Origin of the sequence: Nitratireductor soli, assembly GCF_001050155.1 — a bacterium.
Taxonomy (GTDB): domain Bacteria; phylum Pseudomonadota; class Alphaproteobacteria; order Rhizobiales; family Rhizobiaceae; genus Nitratireductor; species Nitratireductor soli.
Genome location: NZ_LFVY01000012.1, coordinates 140,353 through 156,927, shown reverse-complemented (window position 1 = coordinate 156,927; position 16,575 = coordinate 140,353). Strand labels below are relative to the sequence as shown.

13 protein-coding genes are annotated in these 16,575 nt (G+C 64.5%); 9 read left to right on the top strand and 4 right to left on the bottom strand.

Annotated elements, in window-relative coordinates; genetic code table 11:
* The first annotated feature begins 90 nt into the window (after positions 1-90).
* Complete coding sequence (locus AB843_RS16335) at positions 91-1,257, top strand: isobutyryl-CoA dehydrogenase (protein WP_048647932.1); 1,167 nt, start codon at positions 91-93, stop codon at positions 1,255-1,257.
* Positions 1,258-1,395: 138 nt separating this feature from the next.
* On the top strand, positions 1,396-2,289 hold the full coding sequence (gene mmsB, locus AB843_RS16330; protein WP_048647931.1) for a 3-hydroxyisobutyrate dehydrogenase: 894 nt from the start codon (positions 1,396-1,398) through the stop codon (positions 2,287-2,289).
* Positions 2,290-2,803: 514 nt separating this feature from the next.
* Here the strand turns inward: mmsB and AB843_RS16320 are convergent.
* A complete protein-coding gene (locus AB843_RS16320) occupies positions 2,804-4,183 on the bottom strand; it encodes an aspartate aminotransferase family protein (protein ID WP_048647929.1) in 1,380 nt (459 codons plus the stop codon).
* A gap of 434 nt (positions 4,184-4,617) precedes the next feature.
* Between AB843_RS16320 and AB843_RS16315 the strand changes: the two genes are divergently transcribed.
* The 3 genes from AB843_RS16315 to AB843_RS16305 all read left to right on the top strand — a co-directional run bounded on the left by AB843_RS16315 (position 4,618) and on the right by AB843_RS16305 (position 9,365).
* A complete protein-coding gene (locus AB843_RS16315) occupies positions 4,618-6,186 on the top strand; it encodes a trimethylamine methyltransferase family protein (protein ID WP_048647928.1) in 1,569 nt (522 codons plus the stop codon).
* A gap of 132 nt (positions 6,187-6,318) precedes the next feature.
* Positions 6,319-6,783 carry an endonuclease domain-containing protein gene (locus AB843_RS25045; RefSeq protein WP_244468001.1) on the top strand — a complete coding sequence of 155 codons (465 nt, stop codon included), beginning with the start codon at positions 6,319-6,321 and terminating at the stop codon, positions 6,781-6,783.
* Entirely contained in the window at positions 6,780-9,365 is a 2,586-nt protein-coding gene (locus tag AB843_RS16305; protein WP_048647926.1) for a GcvT family protein, read from the top strand. The genes AB843_RS25045 and AB843_RS16305 overlap by 4 nt, the downstream gene beginning before the upstream one ends.
* Here AB843_RS16305 and AB843_RS16300 read toward each other — a convergent pair.
* Together AB843_RS16300 and AB843_RS16295 are read right to left on the bottom strand one after the other, a co-directional pair.
* A complete protein-coding gene (locus AB843_RS16300) occupies positions 9,316-10,071 on the bottom strand; it encodes a phosphate/phosphite/phosphonate ABC transporter substrate-binding protein (RefSeq protein ID WP_048647925.1) in 756 nt (251 codons plus the stop codon). The two genes, AB843_RS16305 and AB843_RS16300, sit on opposite strands and share 50 nt — an antisense overlap.
* A gap of 41 nt (positions 10,072-10,112) precedes the next feature.
* The gene (locus AB843_RS16295; RefSeq protein WP_048647924.1) at positions 10,113-11,126 is read right to left on the bottom strand and encodes a fatty acid desaturase; all 1,014 of its coding nucleotides are present in this window, start codon (positions 11,124-11,126) and stop codon (positions 10,113-10,115) included.
* Between the two features lie 190 nt (positions 11,127-11,316).
* Between AB843_RS16295 and AB843_RS16290 the strand changes: the two genes are divergently transcribed.
* The 3 genes from AB843_RS16290 (at position 11,317) to AB843_RS16280 (ending at position 14,841) form a co-directional block, all read left to right on the top strand.
* A complete protein-coding gene (locus AB843_RS16290; RefSeq protein ID WP_048647923.1) occupies positions 11,317-12,168 on the top strand; it encodes a helix-turn-helix domain-containing protein in 852 nt (283 codons plus the stop codon).
* 101 nt (positions 12,169-12,269) lie between these two features.
* Positions 12,270-13,289, top strand: coding sequence for a betaine--homocysteine S-methyltransferase (gene bmt / locus AB843_RS16285; RefSeq protein ID WP_048647997.1), 1,020 nt, complete (start codon positions 12,270-12,272; stop codon positions 13,287-13,289).
* Positions 13,290-13,431: 142 nt separating this feature from the next.
* On the top strand, positions 13,432-14,841 hold the full coding sequence (locus AB843_RS16280; protein WP_048647996.1) for an MATE family efflux transporter: 1,410 nt from the start codon (positions 13,432-13,434) through the stop codon (positions 14,839-14,841).
* On the opposite strand, the gene AB843_RS16275 is transcribed toward AB843_RS16280, so the two are convergent.
* Positions 14,807-15,292, bottom strand: coding sequence for a hypothetical protein (locus tag AB843_RS16275; RefSeq protein ID WP_048647922.1), 486 nt, complete (start codon positions 15,290-15,292; stop codon positions 14,807-14,809). The genes AB843_RS16280 and AB843_RS16275 overlap by 35 nt on opposite strands.
* 226 nt (positions 15,293-15,518) lie before the next feature.
* Between AB843_RS16275 and AB843_RS16270 the strand changes: the two genes are divergently transcribed.
* The gene (locus AB843_RS16270) at positions 15,519-16,547 is read left to right on the top strand and encodes a DUF1176 domain-containing protein (RefSeq protein ID WP_048647921.1); all 1,029 of its coding nucleotides are present in this window, start codon (positions 15,519-15,521) and stop codon (positions 16,545-16,547) included.
* The last annotated feature ends 28 nt before the right edge of the window (positions 16,548-16,575 follow it).

The window sequence follows — 16,575 nt, the reverse complement described above, 5'->3', positions numbered from 1 at the left end:
CACAGCGCCTGTGCCGCGCCTCGCATTGCGCGGCACACTCAATGCACTAAACTCGACCGACAGGAAAGAACAACGTCTCGGGAGGACGTCATGGATGCCAGTGTTTCGCAGGCGACGGATCAGTTCGAGTTGAACGCCGATCAACGCGCCATCCAGGAAATGACGCAAAGCTTCGCCGCAGAAGAGGTGGCACCGCACGCGCTTGACTGGGACCGCGAAAAGCATTTTCCAGCCGATGTGGTGCGCCGGACCGGGCCGCTCGGCTTCGGTGGCATCTACATCGGCGACGATGTCGGCGGCTCGGGCCTCGGCCGGCTCGACGCGGTGCTGATCTTCGAGGCGCTGGCCGCCGCCTGCCCCGGCTTTTCGTCCTTCATCTCGATCCACAACATGGCCGGCTGGATGATCGACAGGTTCGGCAGCGAGGAACAGCGCCAGCGTTTCCTGCCGAAACTCACGTCCATGGAGTGGCTGGCGAGCTATTGCCTGACGGAGCCGGGCGCGGGCTCGGATGCGGCGGCGTTGAAGACGCGGGCGGTGAAATCGGGCGGCGACTATGTGCTGAACGGCTCGAAGCAGTTCATCTCCGGCGCCGGCGACAACGACATCTACGTCACCATGGCGCGCACCGGCGACGACGGGCCGAAGGGCGTGTCGACCATCGTCGTGCCGAAGGACGCGCCGGGCCTCTCCTTCGGGCCGGCCGAACACAAGATGGGCTGGCACATGCAGCCGACCCGCCAGGTGATCTTCGAGGATTGCAAGGTGCCGGCGGAAAACCTGCTGGCGAGCGAGGGCGCGGGCTTCGGCATCGCCATGGCCGGCCTCGACGGAGGGCGGCTGAACATCGCCGCCTGTTCGCTGGGCGGGGCGCAATCGGCGCTCGACAGGGCGCTGTCCTACACGGCCGAGCGGCAGGCTTTCGGCCAGGCGATCAACCGTTTCCAGGGGTTGCAGTTCAAGCTGGCCGACATGGAGACGGGCATCCAGGCCTCGCGCATGATGCTTTACACCGCCGCCGCCAAGCTGGACGCCAAGGCGCCCGACGCCTCGAAATGGTCGGCAATGGCCAAGCGCTTCGTCACCGACACCTGCTTCGATGTCGCCAACGATGCGCTGCAACTGCATGGCGGCTACGGATATCTGCACGAATACGGCGTGGAGAAGCTGGTGCGCGACCTGCGCGTGCACCAGATTCTGGAAGGCACCAATGAAATCATGCGCGTCATCATCGCGCGGCATCTGGTGGGACGGTAGGGAGTGAGTAGCGAATAGGGAATAGCGAGTAGGGGAAATCTGCTTGCTTGCGAGGAACGGTGAATCTTCTACTCGCTACTCGCTGTTCCCTATTCGCTGCTCACCACCCATCGCTTCCCGCCGTCCGGAGGAATTCAAATGACAACCATCGCATTCATCGGCCTGGGCAATATGGGCAACCCCATGGCCGCCAATCTGGTCAAGGCCGGGCACGCCGTGCAGGGCTTCGATCTGGTGACCGAGAATCTGGAGACAGCGACGCGCAATGGCGTCATCATCATGGCCAACGCCCATGCGGCGGTGAAGGACGCCGAGATCGTCATCACCATGCTGCCTGCCGGCAAGCATGTGCTGTCGGTCTATCGCGACATCGCGCCGAAAGCGGCCAGGGGAACGCTGTTCATCGATTCCTCGACGATCGACGTCGATTCGGCCAAGCAGGCACATGCCATCGCCGCCGATCACGGGCTCCTGTCGATCGACGCGCCGGTCTCGGGCGGTGTCGGCGGGGCTGAGGGCGGCACGCTGACCTTCATGGCCGGCGGCGCGCAGAAAGCCTTCGCCAAGGCCGAGCCGATCCTGCAGCCGATGGCCGGCCGCGTCGTCCATTGCGGCGAAGGCGGCGCCGGGCAAGCGGCGAAGATCTGCAACAACATGATCCTGGGCATCTCGATGATTGCCGTCGGCGAGGCCTTCGTGCTGGCCGAAAAGCTCGGCCTGTCGCACCAGGCGCTGTTCGACGTCGCCTCCACCTCGTCGGGCCAGTGCTGGTCGCTGACGAGCTACTGCCCGGTGCCTGGGCCCGTGCCCGCCTCGCCGGCCAACCGCGGCTACAAGCCAGGCTTTGCCGCCGGCCTGATGCTGAAGGATCTGCGCCTGTCGCAGGAGGCGGCGCAAAGCGCGGGTGCTGCGACGCCGCTCGGCGCCGAGGCCACGCAGCTCTACACGCTGTTCAACGCCATGGGCCACGAGGGGACCGACTTCTCCGGCATCATCAATTTTCTGCGCGGCCAGCCGGACGACAAAAAATAGGACGCCGGCAAAAAAGATCGAATTTAAGCATCCTGCTAACTTCCCGGTAACCATGAGCCGCTAGAAAGGGGACGAGGCAGCAATAAACGGCCTCCCCGGCCCCGGATAAGGTCTCGCGTACCGGAGCGGGAAGCCTTCGCAGCGTATGAGTAACGCGAAGGCACGTGTCAGAATAGCGTAAAGCCGCGTCTCTTCCCGCCCGAAGAAGCGCGGTTTTTCTTTCGGGCGCCGCGCGTCCAACAGGGCACTATTGTACACGACAAGACAGTTTGCACCCCGTTGCATTACCCCGGTGCGTGGTTCGACAAGCTCACCATGAGGGGGACATATGGTGGCAAAGTCGCCCATCTGCAGCGTCTCGGAAACAGGCTCCCTGCCAAATTCAACCTCCCTCATGGTGAGCTTGTCGAACCACGTGCAACGCTGTTGCCACAAGATCAAGCACGACCAAAATCGACATGCGTCGTGCTTTCTGAAAATCGATTCCGATTTTCAGACCGATGCAGCAGCCGCCTCACCCCTTGCGCAAATCGCCTTCCGCCTTGTCGAGCGCCGCCACGATGCGCTCGCAAGCCATGTCGATGGTCTGCCGCGTCCAGATCAAGGGCGGCGACAGGATCATCGTATCGCCAACGGCGCGCATCATCAGGCCGCCCTCGATGGCATGGTCGCGCAGGCGGGCCGCCGCCGCACCCTGGCCGGGAAACCGCTCACGCGTTTCCTTGTCGGCGACGATCTCTATCGCCCCCATCAGACCGTAGGAGCGCACCTCGCCGACAATGCCGTGCCCGGCGATCCGCTCGTTCAGGGCGGTGGCGAAATACGGCCCCGTATCGTCGCGCACGCGCTCGACCAATCCCTCGCGCTCGATGATCTCCAGGTTCTTCAGCGCCACGGCACAGGCCACCGGGTGGCCCGAATAGGTGTAGCCGTGATAGAACTCGCCGCCCTTGTCGACCAGCGTTCTGGCGATGCGGTCGCCGACCAGAAGCGCCGACAGCGGCTGGTAACCCGAGGTCAGCGCCTTGGCGGTGGTGATGGTGTCGGGTTCGAGGCCAAGCCTGTTGGCGGCGAACCATGCGCCGGTGCGTCCATAGCCGGTGATCACCTCGTCGAGCATCAAAAGCACATCGTGTCGCTTGCAGATGCGGTCGATCGCCGGCCAGTAGCTTTCCGGCGCAATCTTTACCCCGCCCGCCCCCATCACCGGCTCGCCGATGAAGGCGGCGACGGTGTCGGGGCCGGCCTCCAGGATGGCGTCCTCGACGGCCTTGGCCGCGCGCAGGCCGAAATCATGGTCGCTTTCGCCCCGCCGGCGCAGTTCGAACGCATAGGGCGGCATCACATGGTCGATGTTCGGCACCGCGCCATGAAGCTGCTCGTGCATGGCGCCCATGCCGCCAAGCGAGGTGCCGGCGACCGTCGAGCCGTGATAGGCCCACTGGCGCGAGATGATGCGGTTCTTCTGCGGCCTGCCCTCCAGCGCCCAATAGTGGCGCACGAGACGCAACGCCGTGTCATTGGCCTCGGATCCCGATGAGCCGTAGAAGACCTGGTTGATGTTGTCCGGCGCGAGTTCCGCCAGCTTCCGTGCCAGAAGCACCGGCGTCGGCGTCGAGCAGCGGAAGAAGGAGTTGTAATAGGGCAGTTCCTTCATCTGCTCGAACGCCGCCTCGGCCAGTTCGTCGCGGCCATAGCCGATGTTGACGCACCACAAGCCGGCCATGCCGTCGAGGATCTCCCTGCCCTCGGTGTCGTAGACAAAGGCGCCGTTGGCGCGCGTGACGATGCGCGAACCCGCTTCGCGCAGATCCTTGTGGTCGGTGAAGGGATGCAGATGGTGCGCCGCGTCCATCGCCTGGAGCTGGGCAAGCGAAAAATTCCGGTACGTCATGTGAGTGTTCTCTCCGTTTGAAGGTTTTCGGCGGGTGCCGAACGGTGGTTCAAACCGAGACGGGCGGCGAATATCCGATGCGCGCGCACAGCCGCAAAAGCTCCGCGTGCCGCGTGCGCGGCGACGGATTTTGCGCCGGGAAAGCCGGCCAGTGCGGGTGGCGCTCTGTGTTCATGCGGCGAGTTTAGCCCCGGGCGCATTGTCGGCACAAGCGTCGCTGTCGCGACAGAGCATGTGTCGCATCTGTAGCGCTAAGGGTCGCCAGGCCGGCCTACCCACGCGGCATTTGCCGCCATCATGCGGGCAACAGCATTTTGCAGTCAGGCGGAAACACCTGACGTCCGCATAAATGCGGAAAAACAAAAAGATAGAGCGTCCATTGTGCGTTCGAATGGGCGCACGGCGCTCTAGCGCCGCAGCCGAAAAGGATCATCATGACCGACGATCTCGCCACCGCCGATACGCTTCCGGGCCGCTCACGCCGTGGTGGACGCGCCGGAAAACGCAGCGGTTCGAGTTCGTTCGAGCAACCGGCCTTCCGGCAATTGGTCAACCCCTTCGAGCCGACGCGGATCGTCTCGGAGGATGAGTTGGAAGCGATCCACAACGCCTCTTTGACCGTGCTCAAGGATATCGGCGTCGAGGTGCTGCACGACGAAGCGCGCGCCATCATGAAGGCGCATGGCGCCGATGTGCGCGAAGACACGCACCGGGTGCATTTCGACCCGGCGCTGGTCCTCGACTTCGTCGCCCATTGCCCCAGCGAGTTCGACGTGCATGCGCGCAACCCCGCGCACAATCTGCGCATGGGCGGCAGGAACATCATCGTCGCCGAAATGGCCTCGGCGCCGAATTGTTCCGATGTCGACCGCGGGCGCCGCCCCGGCAATCAGGAGGATTTCCGCAACTTCGTCAAACTCTCGCAGATGCACAACATCGTCCAGTGTCAGGGCGGCTACCCGGTCGAGCCGGTCGACATCCATGCCGGCATCCGTCATCTGGAATGCCTGCGCGACATCGTCACGCTGACCGACAAGGCGTTCCACATCTATTCGCTCGGCAAGGAACGCAATCTGGACGGCATCGAAATCGCCCGCATCGCCCGTGGCGTCAGCCGCGAGCAGTTCGAGAACGAGGTTTCCTGCTTCACCATCATCAACACCAATTCGCCACTGAAGCTCGACATTCCGATGATGGAGGGCATCATCCAGATGGCCAGGCACGGCCAGGCGGTCATCGTCACCCCGTTCACGCTGGCCGGCGCCATGGCGCCCGTCACCGTCGCCGGCGCGGTGGTGCAGCAGAATGCCGAGGCGCTGGCAGCACTCGCCTTCGCGCAGATGGTCAGGAAAGGCGCGCCGGTCGGCTATGGCGGTTTCACGTCGAATGTCGACATGCGCTCGGGCGCGCCGGCCTTCGGCACGCCCGAATACATGAAGGCGCAATTGCTCGGCGGGCAGCTTGCCCGGCGCTACGCCATTCCCTATCGCAGCTCGAATGTCTGCGCCGCCAACACGGTGGACGCGCAGGCGGCCTATGAAAGCGTCTTCTCGCTGTGGGGCTGTGTCCAGGGCGGAGCCAATCTGATCAAGCATGCGGCCGGATGGCTCGAGGGCGGATTATGCTGCTCCTACGAGAAGATGATGCTCGACATCGATCTGTTGCAGATGATGGCCGAGTTCCTCACACCACTCGACCTCTCCGAGGACGCGCTCGGCGTCGAGGCGATCCGTGAGGTCGGTCCCGGCGGCCATTTCTTCGGCTCGCCGCACACGCAGGCGCGCTACAAGACGGCCTTCTACGCGCCGATCATCTCCGACTGGCGCAATTACGAGAGCTGGGCGCAGGCTGGCTCGCCGACCTCCATCGATCACGCCAACCGGCTGTGGAAGGAGCGGCTCGCCATGTATGAGCCGCCGCCGATGGACGAGGCCATTCGCGAAGAACTCGACGCGTTCGTCGAACGCCGCATCCGCGAAGGCGGCGCGCCGACGGATTTTTGAGAGGTCTTAATGAGGCGCAGTCGACCCCCACTCCGATCCGCTTCGCGGACCACCTCTCCCCCGCTCGACGGGGGAGAGGAAGCGCTGGCGGAGATCGTCGGCACCCTTCCTCTCCCCCCCCCGGGGGGAGAGGTGGCCCAAAGGGACGGAGTGGGGGATGGCGCAACGCGAAGCCGTAGAACAGCCGGCACCACGAAGCGCGCAAGACAACTGCGCCAGAGTGGCAACGAAGCCGAGGCCCTGCTTTGGCTCGAGCTGAAACGCCGCGGGCTGGGTGGTTTCAAGTTTATCCGCCAGTTCCCCATCGGGTCCTACTTTGCCGATTTCGCCTGCCGCGAACGACGGCTCGTGGTCGAGATCGACGGCAGTCAACACGCCGACAGCGCCTATGACCGCCGCCGCGATGAGGATATGCGGCGGCGTGGCTTCTCCATCTTGCGTTTCTGGAGCCTCGATATTCTCAAACAGCGCGCTGCGGTTTGCGAAACCATCCTTGCTGCTCTCGACGGTCGACTGAGCGAAAACGTTGCGGCACCAGACCTTCGCTACGTCCATACCGTCAATCCACCAACTTTAAAGACGGGGACAACTCCATGAAATATCATGCAAAAGCTGTGATCATCGGCGGTGGTGTCGTCGGCTGCTCGGTGCTCTATCATCTGGCCCGCGCCGGCTGGCAGGACGTGATGCTGATCGAGCGTTCGGAGCTGACCTCGGGGTCTTCCTGGCATGCGGCCGGCGGTTTCCACACGCTGAACGGCGATCCGAACGTCGCCAAGCTGCAGGCCTATACGGTGCAGCTCTACAAGGAGATCGAGGACCTTTCGGAACAATCCTGCGGGCTGCACCTGACGGGCGGCGTGATGCTGGCCGACAGTCCCGAGCGCATGGATTTTTTGCGCCTGGCGCACGCCAAGGGCCGCTATCTCGGCATGGAGACGGAACTCATCACGCCGTCGGAAGCCAAGGCCATGTTCCCGCTGATGGACGAGCGCCATTTCGTCGGCGCCATGTGGGATCCGGTGGAAGGCCATCTCGACCCGTCGGGAACGACCCATGCCTATGCCAAGGCGGCGCGCAAGCTGGGCGCGGAAATCGTCTTGAGAAACCGAGTCATCGAACTGACGCAAGAGGTTGACGGCACTTGGAATGTCGTCACAGAGCAAGGCACGGTGAAGGCCGAGCACGTGGTCAATTGCGGCGGGCTGTGGGCGCGCGAGGTGGGCCGCATGGTCGGCCTCGAACTGCCGCTCCTGGCGATGGAGCACATGTATCTTTTGACCGAGCCGATGCCCGAGGTAGAGGAATTCAACCGCGCGACCGGCCGCGAGATGATCGGCGTGATCGATTTCAAGGGCGAGATCTACACGCGCCAGGAACGCAACGGCATTCTGCTCGGCACCTATGAGAAAGCCGCCAAGCCCTGGTCGCCGCGCCAGACGCCGTGGGATTTCGGCCATGAGCTGCTGGAGCCCGACATCGACCGCATCGCGCCGTCGCTGGAGGTGGGATTCCGCCATTTCCCGGCGCTGCAGAATGCCGGCATAAAGCAGGTCATCAACGGCCCCTTCACCTTCGCGCCGGACGGCAACCCGCTGGTCGGACCGGTGCAGGGGCTGACCAATTTCTGGTGCGCCTGCGCGGTGATGGCCGGCTTTTCCCAGGGCGGCGGTGTTGGGCTGGCGCTGGCGAACTGGATGGTCGACGGCGATCCGGGCTTCGACGTGTGGGGCATGGACGTGGCGCGCTTCGGCGAATGGGCGAGCCTGCGCTACACCAACGCCAAGGTGCGCGAAAACTATTCGCGGCGCTTTTCGATCCGCTTTCCCAACGAGGAGCTGCCGGCGGCCCGCCCGGCACAGACCACACCGCTCTACGACATCATGAGCCGCGACAACAATGCGGTGATGGGCGACAGCTGGGGGCTGGAGACGCCGCTTTGGTTTGCGCCGAAAGGCACGGAGGCGAAGGACATCGTCTCCTTCCATCGCTCGAACGATTTCGAGCATGTGGGCAATGAGGTGCGCGCCGTGCGCGAACGCGTCGGCGTCACCGAGATCGCCAATTTCGCCAAGTACGAGGTATCCGGCCCGGGTGCGGCAGATTTCCTCAATCGCCTGATGACCAATCGCATGCCGAAGCCCGGCCGCATCGTGCTGTCGCCGATGCTCAACGCGTTCGGCAAGCTGATCGGCGACTTCACCATAGCCAATGCCGGTGGCGACCGTTTCATGGTGTGGGGCTCGTCGGCGGCGCAGATCTATCACATGCGCTGGTTCGAGAAGCATCAGCCGAAGGATGGCTCGGTGCGCATCCACCGCTTCGACCAGACGCTGGTCGGCCTGTCGATCGCCGGTCCGCAAGCGCGGGCGGTGCTGGAGCAACTTGTCGACACCGATGTATCGAAGGACGCTTTCCGGTTCATGGATTTTCGCGAGATGGCCGTGGCCGGCGCTCCCTGCATGGTCAACAGGCTCACCTATACGGGCGATCTGGGCTACGAAATCTGGATGCCGCCCGCTTATCAAAGGCGCGTCTATGAAGCGATCAAGGCAGCCGGCGCGGCATTCGGCATCGTCGATTTCGGCATGCGGGCACTGCTGTGCATGCGGCTTGAGAAAAATTTTCCAACCTGGTTCCGCGAATTACGGCCGATCTACGGTCCCTTCGAGGGTGCGATGGAACGGTTCATCAAGCTTGAGAAGAACGATTTCATCGGCCGGGAAGCAGCCGCCCGCGAACTCGCCGAAGGGCCGAAGCTGCGCCGCGTCTCCTTCATGATCGAGGCGGGAGACGCCGACGTGATGGGCGACGAGCCGATCTGGGCCAAGGTGGGGACCAGGGATTTCGGCACGGTGGAGAAGCCGCATGGCTATGGCGCACCGCGTTTCGACGCCACCGGCAAACAGATCGATGGCGGCGTTGCGAACGGCCATGAAGCGGACGCCGCCGCCATCCGTGGCATTCAGGACGGCGACTGGCGCGTCGTCGGCTGGGTGACCTCTGGCGGCTATGCGCATCATGTGGAGAAATCCATGGCGCAGGGCTATGTGCCGGCGGCGCTCGCCGAGGATGAAGGCGACGGCCTGTTCGAGATCGAGATTCTCGGCCAGCGTCGCCGAGCACGGATCAATACGCTGCCGCCGTTCGATCCGGAAGGGGAGCGGATGCGGGGCTAACCGCGCTCATCCGGCGCAACAGGGCCACGGCCTCGTCCGGCGTGTCGCGCGCGGTGATGTATGGCAGACCCGGGCGCCGCGCGGTCCAGCCAACGGCCCGCAGGTGCCGGGCCGCCGGTTCGAATGCCTGCGCCAGCATCCAGGACCGGCAGTCGATGGCGCAGACGTCCGCCTTGCGCGCCGCGACGGAACGGATCGAGGCGCGATGCGCGCCCGTCATGATGCGCGGGGTGAAAATGTCGAGGCCGGCGCCCAGCGCCTCCAGATCGTTGGACAGGGCGAGCAGGCCGGACATGGAAAGCGGATCATTGTAGGCGAACCGCTTGCCGCGCAACAGCGCGACGGGAATTTGCGCCGTTCCGTCGGCCGGCGCGGCGACCGCATCGCCTGCATCGCCGGCGCGCATGAGAATGACGCTCGAATAGAATGCGCCCTTCCCACCTTCGCAATCGGAATAATCGGGCTGACCGACGAGCTGGACATGATCCTGCAAGCCGGTCTGCATCGGGCCCCAGCAGGTCTGGGCGAACAGAAGGCGCGGATCGCGCCAGACGGCGAACAGGTCGTTGCAGGGCCGGGTCAGTTCCGCTGGCGCATCTATGCCGCCCGCATGCAGCGCATCGCGCAGCCTGTGCCATTCGGCATCGACCTCGGCACGGCGTTCGGGCCAATCATACATGGGCAAGGCAGCGATCAAGGGGTTCATCCCGCCATATCCGGCGATAATCGGCGCGATGGCAAGCAAAACTATTCCTTGGCGGGCTTGGCCGGCACCGGCACGCTGCCCGCCCCACCGATGGAGCGGCCGCGGGCGCGTGGGCTGAAGGCGCGCGGTTGGTCGGCCGCGCGGCGCAGCACGGGATGCGGCACCGGCTCCTTGGCGCGGAAGGCGAAGTCCTTCAGCATTGCCCAATAATGGGGATAGGCATAGCCGCCATTCATCTCCAGCCAATGCCTGCGGCGGGCGCGGAACAGCGCCGGCAGACGATACCAGGGCGCCGTCGGCATCTTGTGATGCACCAGATGCAGGTTGTTGTTGAGGAAGAGGAGTGCGAGCGGCGAGCGCTCGACGATGATGGTGCGGCCATCCGGCCGCTCCGACCATTGGTGTTCGGCGAAGGTGCGCACGGAAATCAACGACTGGCCGAGCCAGGCGGGCACCAGAACGTAAAGCCACAAAGGCATGGAAAACCCATAGGCGATGAGCGGCATGACGATCGCCAGTCCCGCCAGATGCAGGATCCAGGCCTTGCGCACCGACCGGTCGCCCTGGCCGATCAGCTTCGCCTCGGACGCGACGAAGCCGATGTTCATGATGAGCGGTCCGAGCACGAAGCGGCCGATCATCGTGTTGTTGACGGTCAGGACCGCCTGCGCCCAGCGCGGCAGTTCCTCGTAGTGCCAGAGCGCCTTGTAATAGCTTTCGGGATCCTCGAACGGATCGGTCAGGCGCTCATCGGCGTGATGGCGCAGGTGCAGGGCCTTGAAACGACGGTAGGGATAGACGAGGCCGACGGGCAGAAACACCAGGGCTTCGTTGAACCGGGCGCTGCGCGTCGGGTGGCCGTGCAGGCACTCATGCATCAGCGATGACTGCAGCGCGACAGTGATTGTCAGGAGCGCCATCGCCGCCAGAGGCCATTGGGGCCACAGCAAGCAGCCGGCCGCCAGCCACAGGCCATAACAGGCGAAAACGAGAATAAATGTAGGCCATTCAATCGCCGGGTGGCCGCCGCCCCGACGCTTGGTCGTCATGCTCATTGCTGTCCCAATTCTGCGCCGCACCCAAACCCGCAACAGCGGCGCTCCTGATTCCTGACAGGAGAATGTCAGGAGCGCCGGCCGACCTCAATGCGAGAATGCGCACAAAACGTTGACAATGCGCATACAACCTATCATTTGTTTACCAAGAGCTACATTTGCCAGATGAAGTCATCGAATCCGGGATCGAATGGAAAGAACATCCGTCGACAAGCGCGATCTCTCCGGCACGTTCCGCGAGCGGCTCAAGGGCCTGCTGCAGCGTTCGGGCCTCAATCAATCGGCCTTCGCCGCCGCTGTCGGGATCGACCGGTCGGCCCTGTCGCAACTTCTCTCCGGCACCTCGGCGCGCCTGCCGCGCGCCGAGACCCTGCTCAACATCGCCGCCGAGCACCAGGTGTCGCTCGACTGGCTGCTTGGCCTCAGCCAGGATGAGGGCATCACCGGGGAATTGCGCCAGAGCCTGGAGATCACCGAGGCGGAGGGCGGCTTCAACGACACGCTGCTGGCCAAATGGCACGCAGAAGCGGTCGGCACGAAAATCCGCTACGTGCCGGCCGGCATTCCCGATCTCCTGCGCACCGAGGCCGTCATCCTCTACGAGGCGGAGGCGATGCCGCAAAGCAGGACAACGCAGATCAGCGAGGCGCAATACCGGGTCGACTACAACCGGCGTCCGGAGACCGACATGGAAGTCTGCATGCCGCGCCAGACGCTGGAACTGTTCGCCAAGGGCGAAGGCCTGTGGCGCAACCTGCCCGAACATGTGCGCGCCGAGCAGACCGTCCACATGGCGCGGCTGCTCGACGATCTCTACCCGACCTTCCGCCTGTTTCTCTACGATGGGCGCAAGCGCTACTCGGCGCCGTACACGATTTTTGGCCCGTTCCGGGCCGCGCTCTACATGGGCGGCATGTATCTGGTGCTGAGCGCCACCAGTTCGGTCACCACGCTGACGCGCCATTTCGACGGGTTGATCCGCGGCGCCGAGATCAACGCGCATGAGGCGGCCGACTTCGTCAAGGGCCTGCGGCTGGGGTAGAAAATGCGCGGCGGAGAAGACAGTTGCATTGACCTGATATAAAGACTTGTTTATATCCTTATCTTTCGACAACAACTCCGATGAAATCGAAGGCCGCCGCCATGCAAAACCCCATTGACGCGCTCATCGCCGAAAAGGGAATCCTGCTCGCAGACGGGGCAACAGGCACGAACCTGTTCGCCATGGGCCTCCAGTCGGGCGACGCGCCGGAATTGTGGAACGAGCAGGCGCCGGAGAAGATCGAGGCCCTGCACCAGGGCTTCGTCGACGCGGGCGCCGACATCATCCTGACCAATTCCTTCGGCGGCACGCGCCATCGGCTGAAGCTGCACCATGCGCAGGACCGGGTTTTCGAGCTCAACAAGAAGGCGGCCGAAATCGCCTGCGCCGTGGCGGCCAAGGCCGGGCGGCGCGTCATCGTCGCCGGCTCGGTTGGCCCGACGGGCGAGCTTCTGGTGCCGCTCGGCGCCATGACCTATGAGGACGCCGTCGCGGCCTTCGCCGAGCAGATGGAGGGCCTGAAGGCCGGCGGCGCGGAGGTCGCCTGGATCGAGACCATGTCGGCGCCCGACGAAATCCGCGCGGCGGCCGAAGCGGCGATCAAGGTCGGCATGCCCTACACCTACACCGGCTCTTTCGACACGGCGGGCCGCACCATGATGGGACTGGCGCCGAAGGATATCCACGGCGTGGTCGACGGGCTTGCCGATGCGCCGGTCGCGGTCGGCGCCAATTGCGGCGTCGGCGCGCCCGACATCCTGGCAGCGCTCCTCGACATGTCCGAGGCGAAGCCCGAGGCGACCATCGTGGTCAAGGGCAATTGCGGCATTCCCGAGTTTCGCGGCACTGAAGTTCATTATTCCGGCACACCCGAGCTGATGAGCGAATATGTCCGTCTGGCCGTCGATGGCGGGGCGAAGATCGTCGGCGGCTGCTGCGGCACCTCGTTCGAGCATCTGGCCGCCATGCGTGTCGCGCTGGACGGGCACAAGCAGCCGGCGGAGCGCCCGGGCATCGCCGAAATCGAGGCCCGCGTCGGCCCGATGCGCAACAAGAGCGCCGCGCAAAGCGGTGCCGCCAGCGCACCGGCCGGCCGGCGCACGCGCCGCACGCGGGGCTGACGCCAGGCCACTGGACCAATCGAATCCGCCTTGCCTGCCGATGGCAAGGCATTAAAAGCGTTTGATCGCCGAGGGCATTCTCCTTCCGCGTCAGTTTTCGGCCGGCGTCGAGACTTCCGCCAGCCGTCACGAGGTAGACGACATGACGGTGCTTGCCTCCGGCGCTCGCGCGCCGGCCAATCCGTGGATCGCGGAAGTGCGCGCTACGCTCGCGCTCGCCTGGCCGATGGTGCTGACCAATCTGGCGCAGATCGCCATGACCACCACGGACGTCATGATGATGGGACGGCTCGGGCCGCAGGCGCTGGCCGCCGGCACGCTCGGCTACAACCTCTACTTCGCCCCGCTGATCTTCGGCCTCGGCCTGCTGCTTGCCGCATCGCCGATGATGGCGAGCGCGCTCGGCCGCAAGCTGCATGCGGTGCGCGACGTGCGGCGCACCGTGCGCCAGGCGCTGTGGCTGGCCGTCGCCGTGTCGATCCCGATCTGGCTGATCCTGTGGCAGGCGGAGGCGTTCCTCGTGTGGATGGGACAGGACCCGGCACTGGCCACGGTCGCAGCCAGCTATGTGCGTTCGCTGCAATGGGCCGCCCTGCCCTTCTTCGGCTATGTCGTGCTGCGGTCCTTCATCTCGGCACTGGAGCGGCCCGGCTGGGCGCTCGGCATGATGTTCATCATGGTCGCCTTCAACGTCTTCGCCAATTGGTGCCTGATGTTCGGCAATCTCGGCTTTCCAGCGCTCGGCGTGCCGGGATCGGGCATCGCGACGACACTGTCGAGCGCGATGATGTTCTTCGGCATGGTGGCCGTGGTGTCACTGGAGCGCCGGTTCCGCCGCTTCCAGCTTTTCGGCCGCTTCTGGCGTTCCGACTGGCCGCGTTTCCGCGAGCTTTTACGCCTCGGACTGCCGATCGCCGGCTCGATGACCTTCGAGGTGACGATCTTCAACGCCGCAGCGCTGCTGATGGGCCTGATCAGCGCCCCGGCTCTGGCCGCCCATGCCATCGCCATCCAGATCGCCTCGATCAGCTTCATGGTGCCGATGGGGCTTAGCCAGGCCGCCACGGTGCGCGTCGGCCGCGCCTTCGGCGCCGGCAGCACCGAGGCCATCACCCGCGCCGGCTGGACGGCCTATGTGATCGGCGTCGGCTTCATGGCGCTGATGGGGCTGGTGATGATCCTGATGCCGAAAGTGCTGATCGGCGGGTTTCTGGATCTCGACCTGCCGGAGAACCAGGTGGTGATCCAGCTCGCCGTGTCCTTCCTGGCGCTGGCCGCCCTGTTCCAGATTTTTGACGGCGCGCAGGCGGTCGCCGCCGGCATGCTGCGCGGGCTGCACGACACCAAATGGCCGATGATCTATTCGCTGCTGGGCTATTGGGGCATCGGCATGACGCTCGGCGTCGTTCTGGCCTTCCCGCTGGAGTTCAACGGCGTCGGCATCTGGCTTGGCCTGGTCAGCGGCCTGGCGGTGGTCTCGGTCATGCTGTTCGTGCGCTGGCAGCGCCGCAGCATGCTCATGCCCTGGCTTTACCGGCCCCCGGCTTCTTAAACGGCTTTCGCTTCGCCTCGTCGATCAGCATGTTGGCGACCTGCATGCGGATCATCGCATTGGCGCGCAGATGCGCCGGCACCCGGTCGGGGTGATTGAGGAAAGCGAAGTCACGGCGCAGCCGGTCGAGATTTTTCGGAGCGAACCCCGCGGAAAGGCCCAGTTCCTCGGCGATCTTTTCGGGATCCGTCGAGGGCAGTTTCGCGGCCGGCTTGGGCGGCTTCTGCGGCCGCGCGCCATCCGGGCGCGGCGCGGCCTGATGGGCGCGGTACTCGGCCTCGGCCCGCTTGTCGGTGAAATTGATGCGGCCGGAATGAAGCTCGTCGGCGACCGACAGATAGTCGAGCGAACGCGGCGGCCCGGCGACATCGGCAGCCCCAGTGTCCTCGGTGTCCTCGCTCAGAAGCTCGTCAAGAAATGCCGCAAAATCGCGGCGCGCCCCCGTCGCCATGCCTCTTGTCACCCTTGAACCGCCGGCCTGCCTTGTGCTGCCAAGGCGGATTGTTAGCCGCAGGCGGTTAAAAAACATCTGCCGCGCAACAGTCTATTTGAAGCATCGGCGAAATGCACGCGGCGCGGATGATGACATAATGCACCCATGCTGGCGGTTTTATTATCGATTCCGATTCGCCGTTCCTTCCGATAGGCTCGCGCTCGCCGAACGCAGAGGAGATCCCATGACGAGACCCGCAATCGTGACCGCCGTTCTGATCGCCGCCCTGCAGACGCCGGCATTGGCGCAGGACGCCTATCTCGACGACAGGTCGAGCCCGGAGGCGCTGCTGCGCTCCCTGTACAACGCCGTCAATCGCCAGGAATATGCGCGCGCCTTCGACTATTTCTCGACACCGCCGGCCGCCAGCCTCGATACCTATCAGGAAGGCTTCGCCGACACGGACCGTGTGACGCTGGCAACCGGCACCACCACGTCACAGGGCGCGGCGGGCAGCATCTATTATGCGCTGCCGGTGGCGATCCGCGCCACGGCGAAGGATGGCGGCGAGCAGGTTTTTGCCGGCTGCTACACGCTGCGCCTCTCCAACCCGCAGATCCAGGGCACGCCCTACACCCCGATGCACATCGAAAAGGCCGCGCTGAAGCCTGCCGAAGGCGACCTGGAGGATGCGCTGCCGGCAAGCTGTGGCGAAGGTGATCCGGTCGAAAGCGATGTCGTGCTGGCTGATGCCAAGGCGCTGTTCGCCTCCGCCTATGGCCAGACCTGCACGGCGCCGAGCGATACGGCGGAGGCCGAACCACGGGCCTATTCGATCCCGTTCAACTATTCATACGAGAGCGAGGACACGCCCAAGCACGAGGCGCGTCTGTTCCGTTTCCATTGCGATCGCGGCGCCTATAACGCGTTGCATGTCTACCTGATGGCAAATGAGGAAGGCAGCGTATCGCTGTTGCAGTTTGCGACGCCCGAGATCGATGTCCAGTACGAGAACGACGACACCGACGGCAAGGTCGAGGAGGTGCGCATCATCGGCTACAAGGCCGACCGCCAGCTGGTAAATTCCGACTATGATCCGCAAACGCTGACGCTGACCTCCTATGCCAAATGGCGCGGCATCGGCGACGCGTCGGCAAGCGGCACGTGGATCTTCCGCGAGGGCAGTTTCTCGCTGGTCAAGTATGACGTGGACGCGTCCTACAATGGCGAGGTCGATCCCATCACCCTGCTCGACTACCACACCGGGCCGTAGAGCATTTTGCAGTCAGGTGGAATCACCT

Excerpts from the sequence above, each read along its gene's own strand:
- AB843_RS16290 (WP_048647923.1), top strand. The coding sequence starts at position 11,317 with ATGGAAAGAACATCCGTCGACAAGCGCGATCTCTCCGGCACGTTCCGC.
- AB843_RS16270 (WP_048647921.1), top strand. The coding sequence starts at position 15,519 with ATGACGAGACCCGCAATCGTGACCGCCGTTCTGATCGCCGCCCTGCAG.
- AB843_RS16275 (WP_048647922.1), bottom strand. The coding sequence starts at position 15,292 with ATGGCGACGGGGGCGCGCCGCGATTTTGCGGCATTTCTTGACGAGCTT.
- AB843_RS16295 (WP_048647924.1), bottom strand. The coding sequence starts at position 11,126 with ATGAGCATGACGACCAAGCGTCGGGGCGGCGGCCACCCGGCGATTGAA.
- AB843_RS16320 (WP_048647929.1), bottom strand. The coding sequence starts at position 4,183 with ATGACGTACCGGAATTTTTCGCTTGCCCAGCTCCAGGCGATGGACGCG.
- mmsB (WP_048647931.1), top strand. The coding sequence starts at position 1,396 with ATGACAACCATCGCATTCATCGGCCTGGGCAATATGGGCAACCCCATG.
- AB843_RS16280 (WP_048647996.1), top strand. The coding sequence starts at position 13,432 with ATGACGGTGCTTGCCTCCGGCGCTCGCGCGCCGGCCAATCCGTGGATC.
- AB843_RS16305 (WP_048647926.1), top strand. The coding sequence starts at position 6,780 with ATGAAATATCATGCAAAAGCTGTGATCATCGGCGGTGGTGTCGTCGGC.
- AB843_RS16335 (WP_048647932.1), top strand. The coding sequence starts at position 91 with ATGGATGCCAGTGTTTCGCAGGCGACGGATCAGTTCGAGTTGAACGCC.
- bmt (WP_048647997.1), top strand. The coding sequence starts at position 12,270 with ATGCAAAACCCCATTGACGCGCTCATCGCCGAAAAGGGAATCCTGCTC.
- AB843_RS16300 (WP_048647925.1), bottom strand. The coding sequence starts at position 10,071 with ATGAACCCCTTGATCGCTGCCTTGCCCATGTATGATTGGCCCGAACGC.
- AB843_RS16315 (WP_048647928.1), top strand. The coding sequence starts at position 4,618 with ATGACCGACGATCTCGCCACCGCCGATACGCTTCCGGGCCGCTCACGC.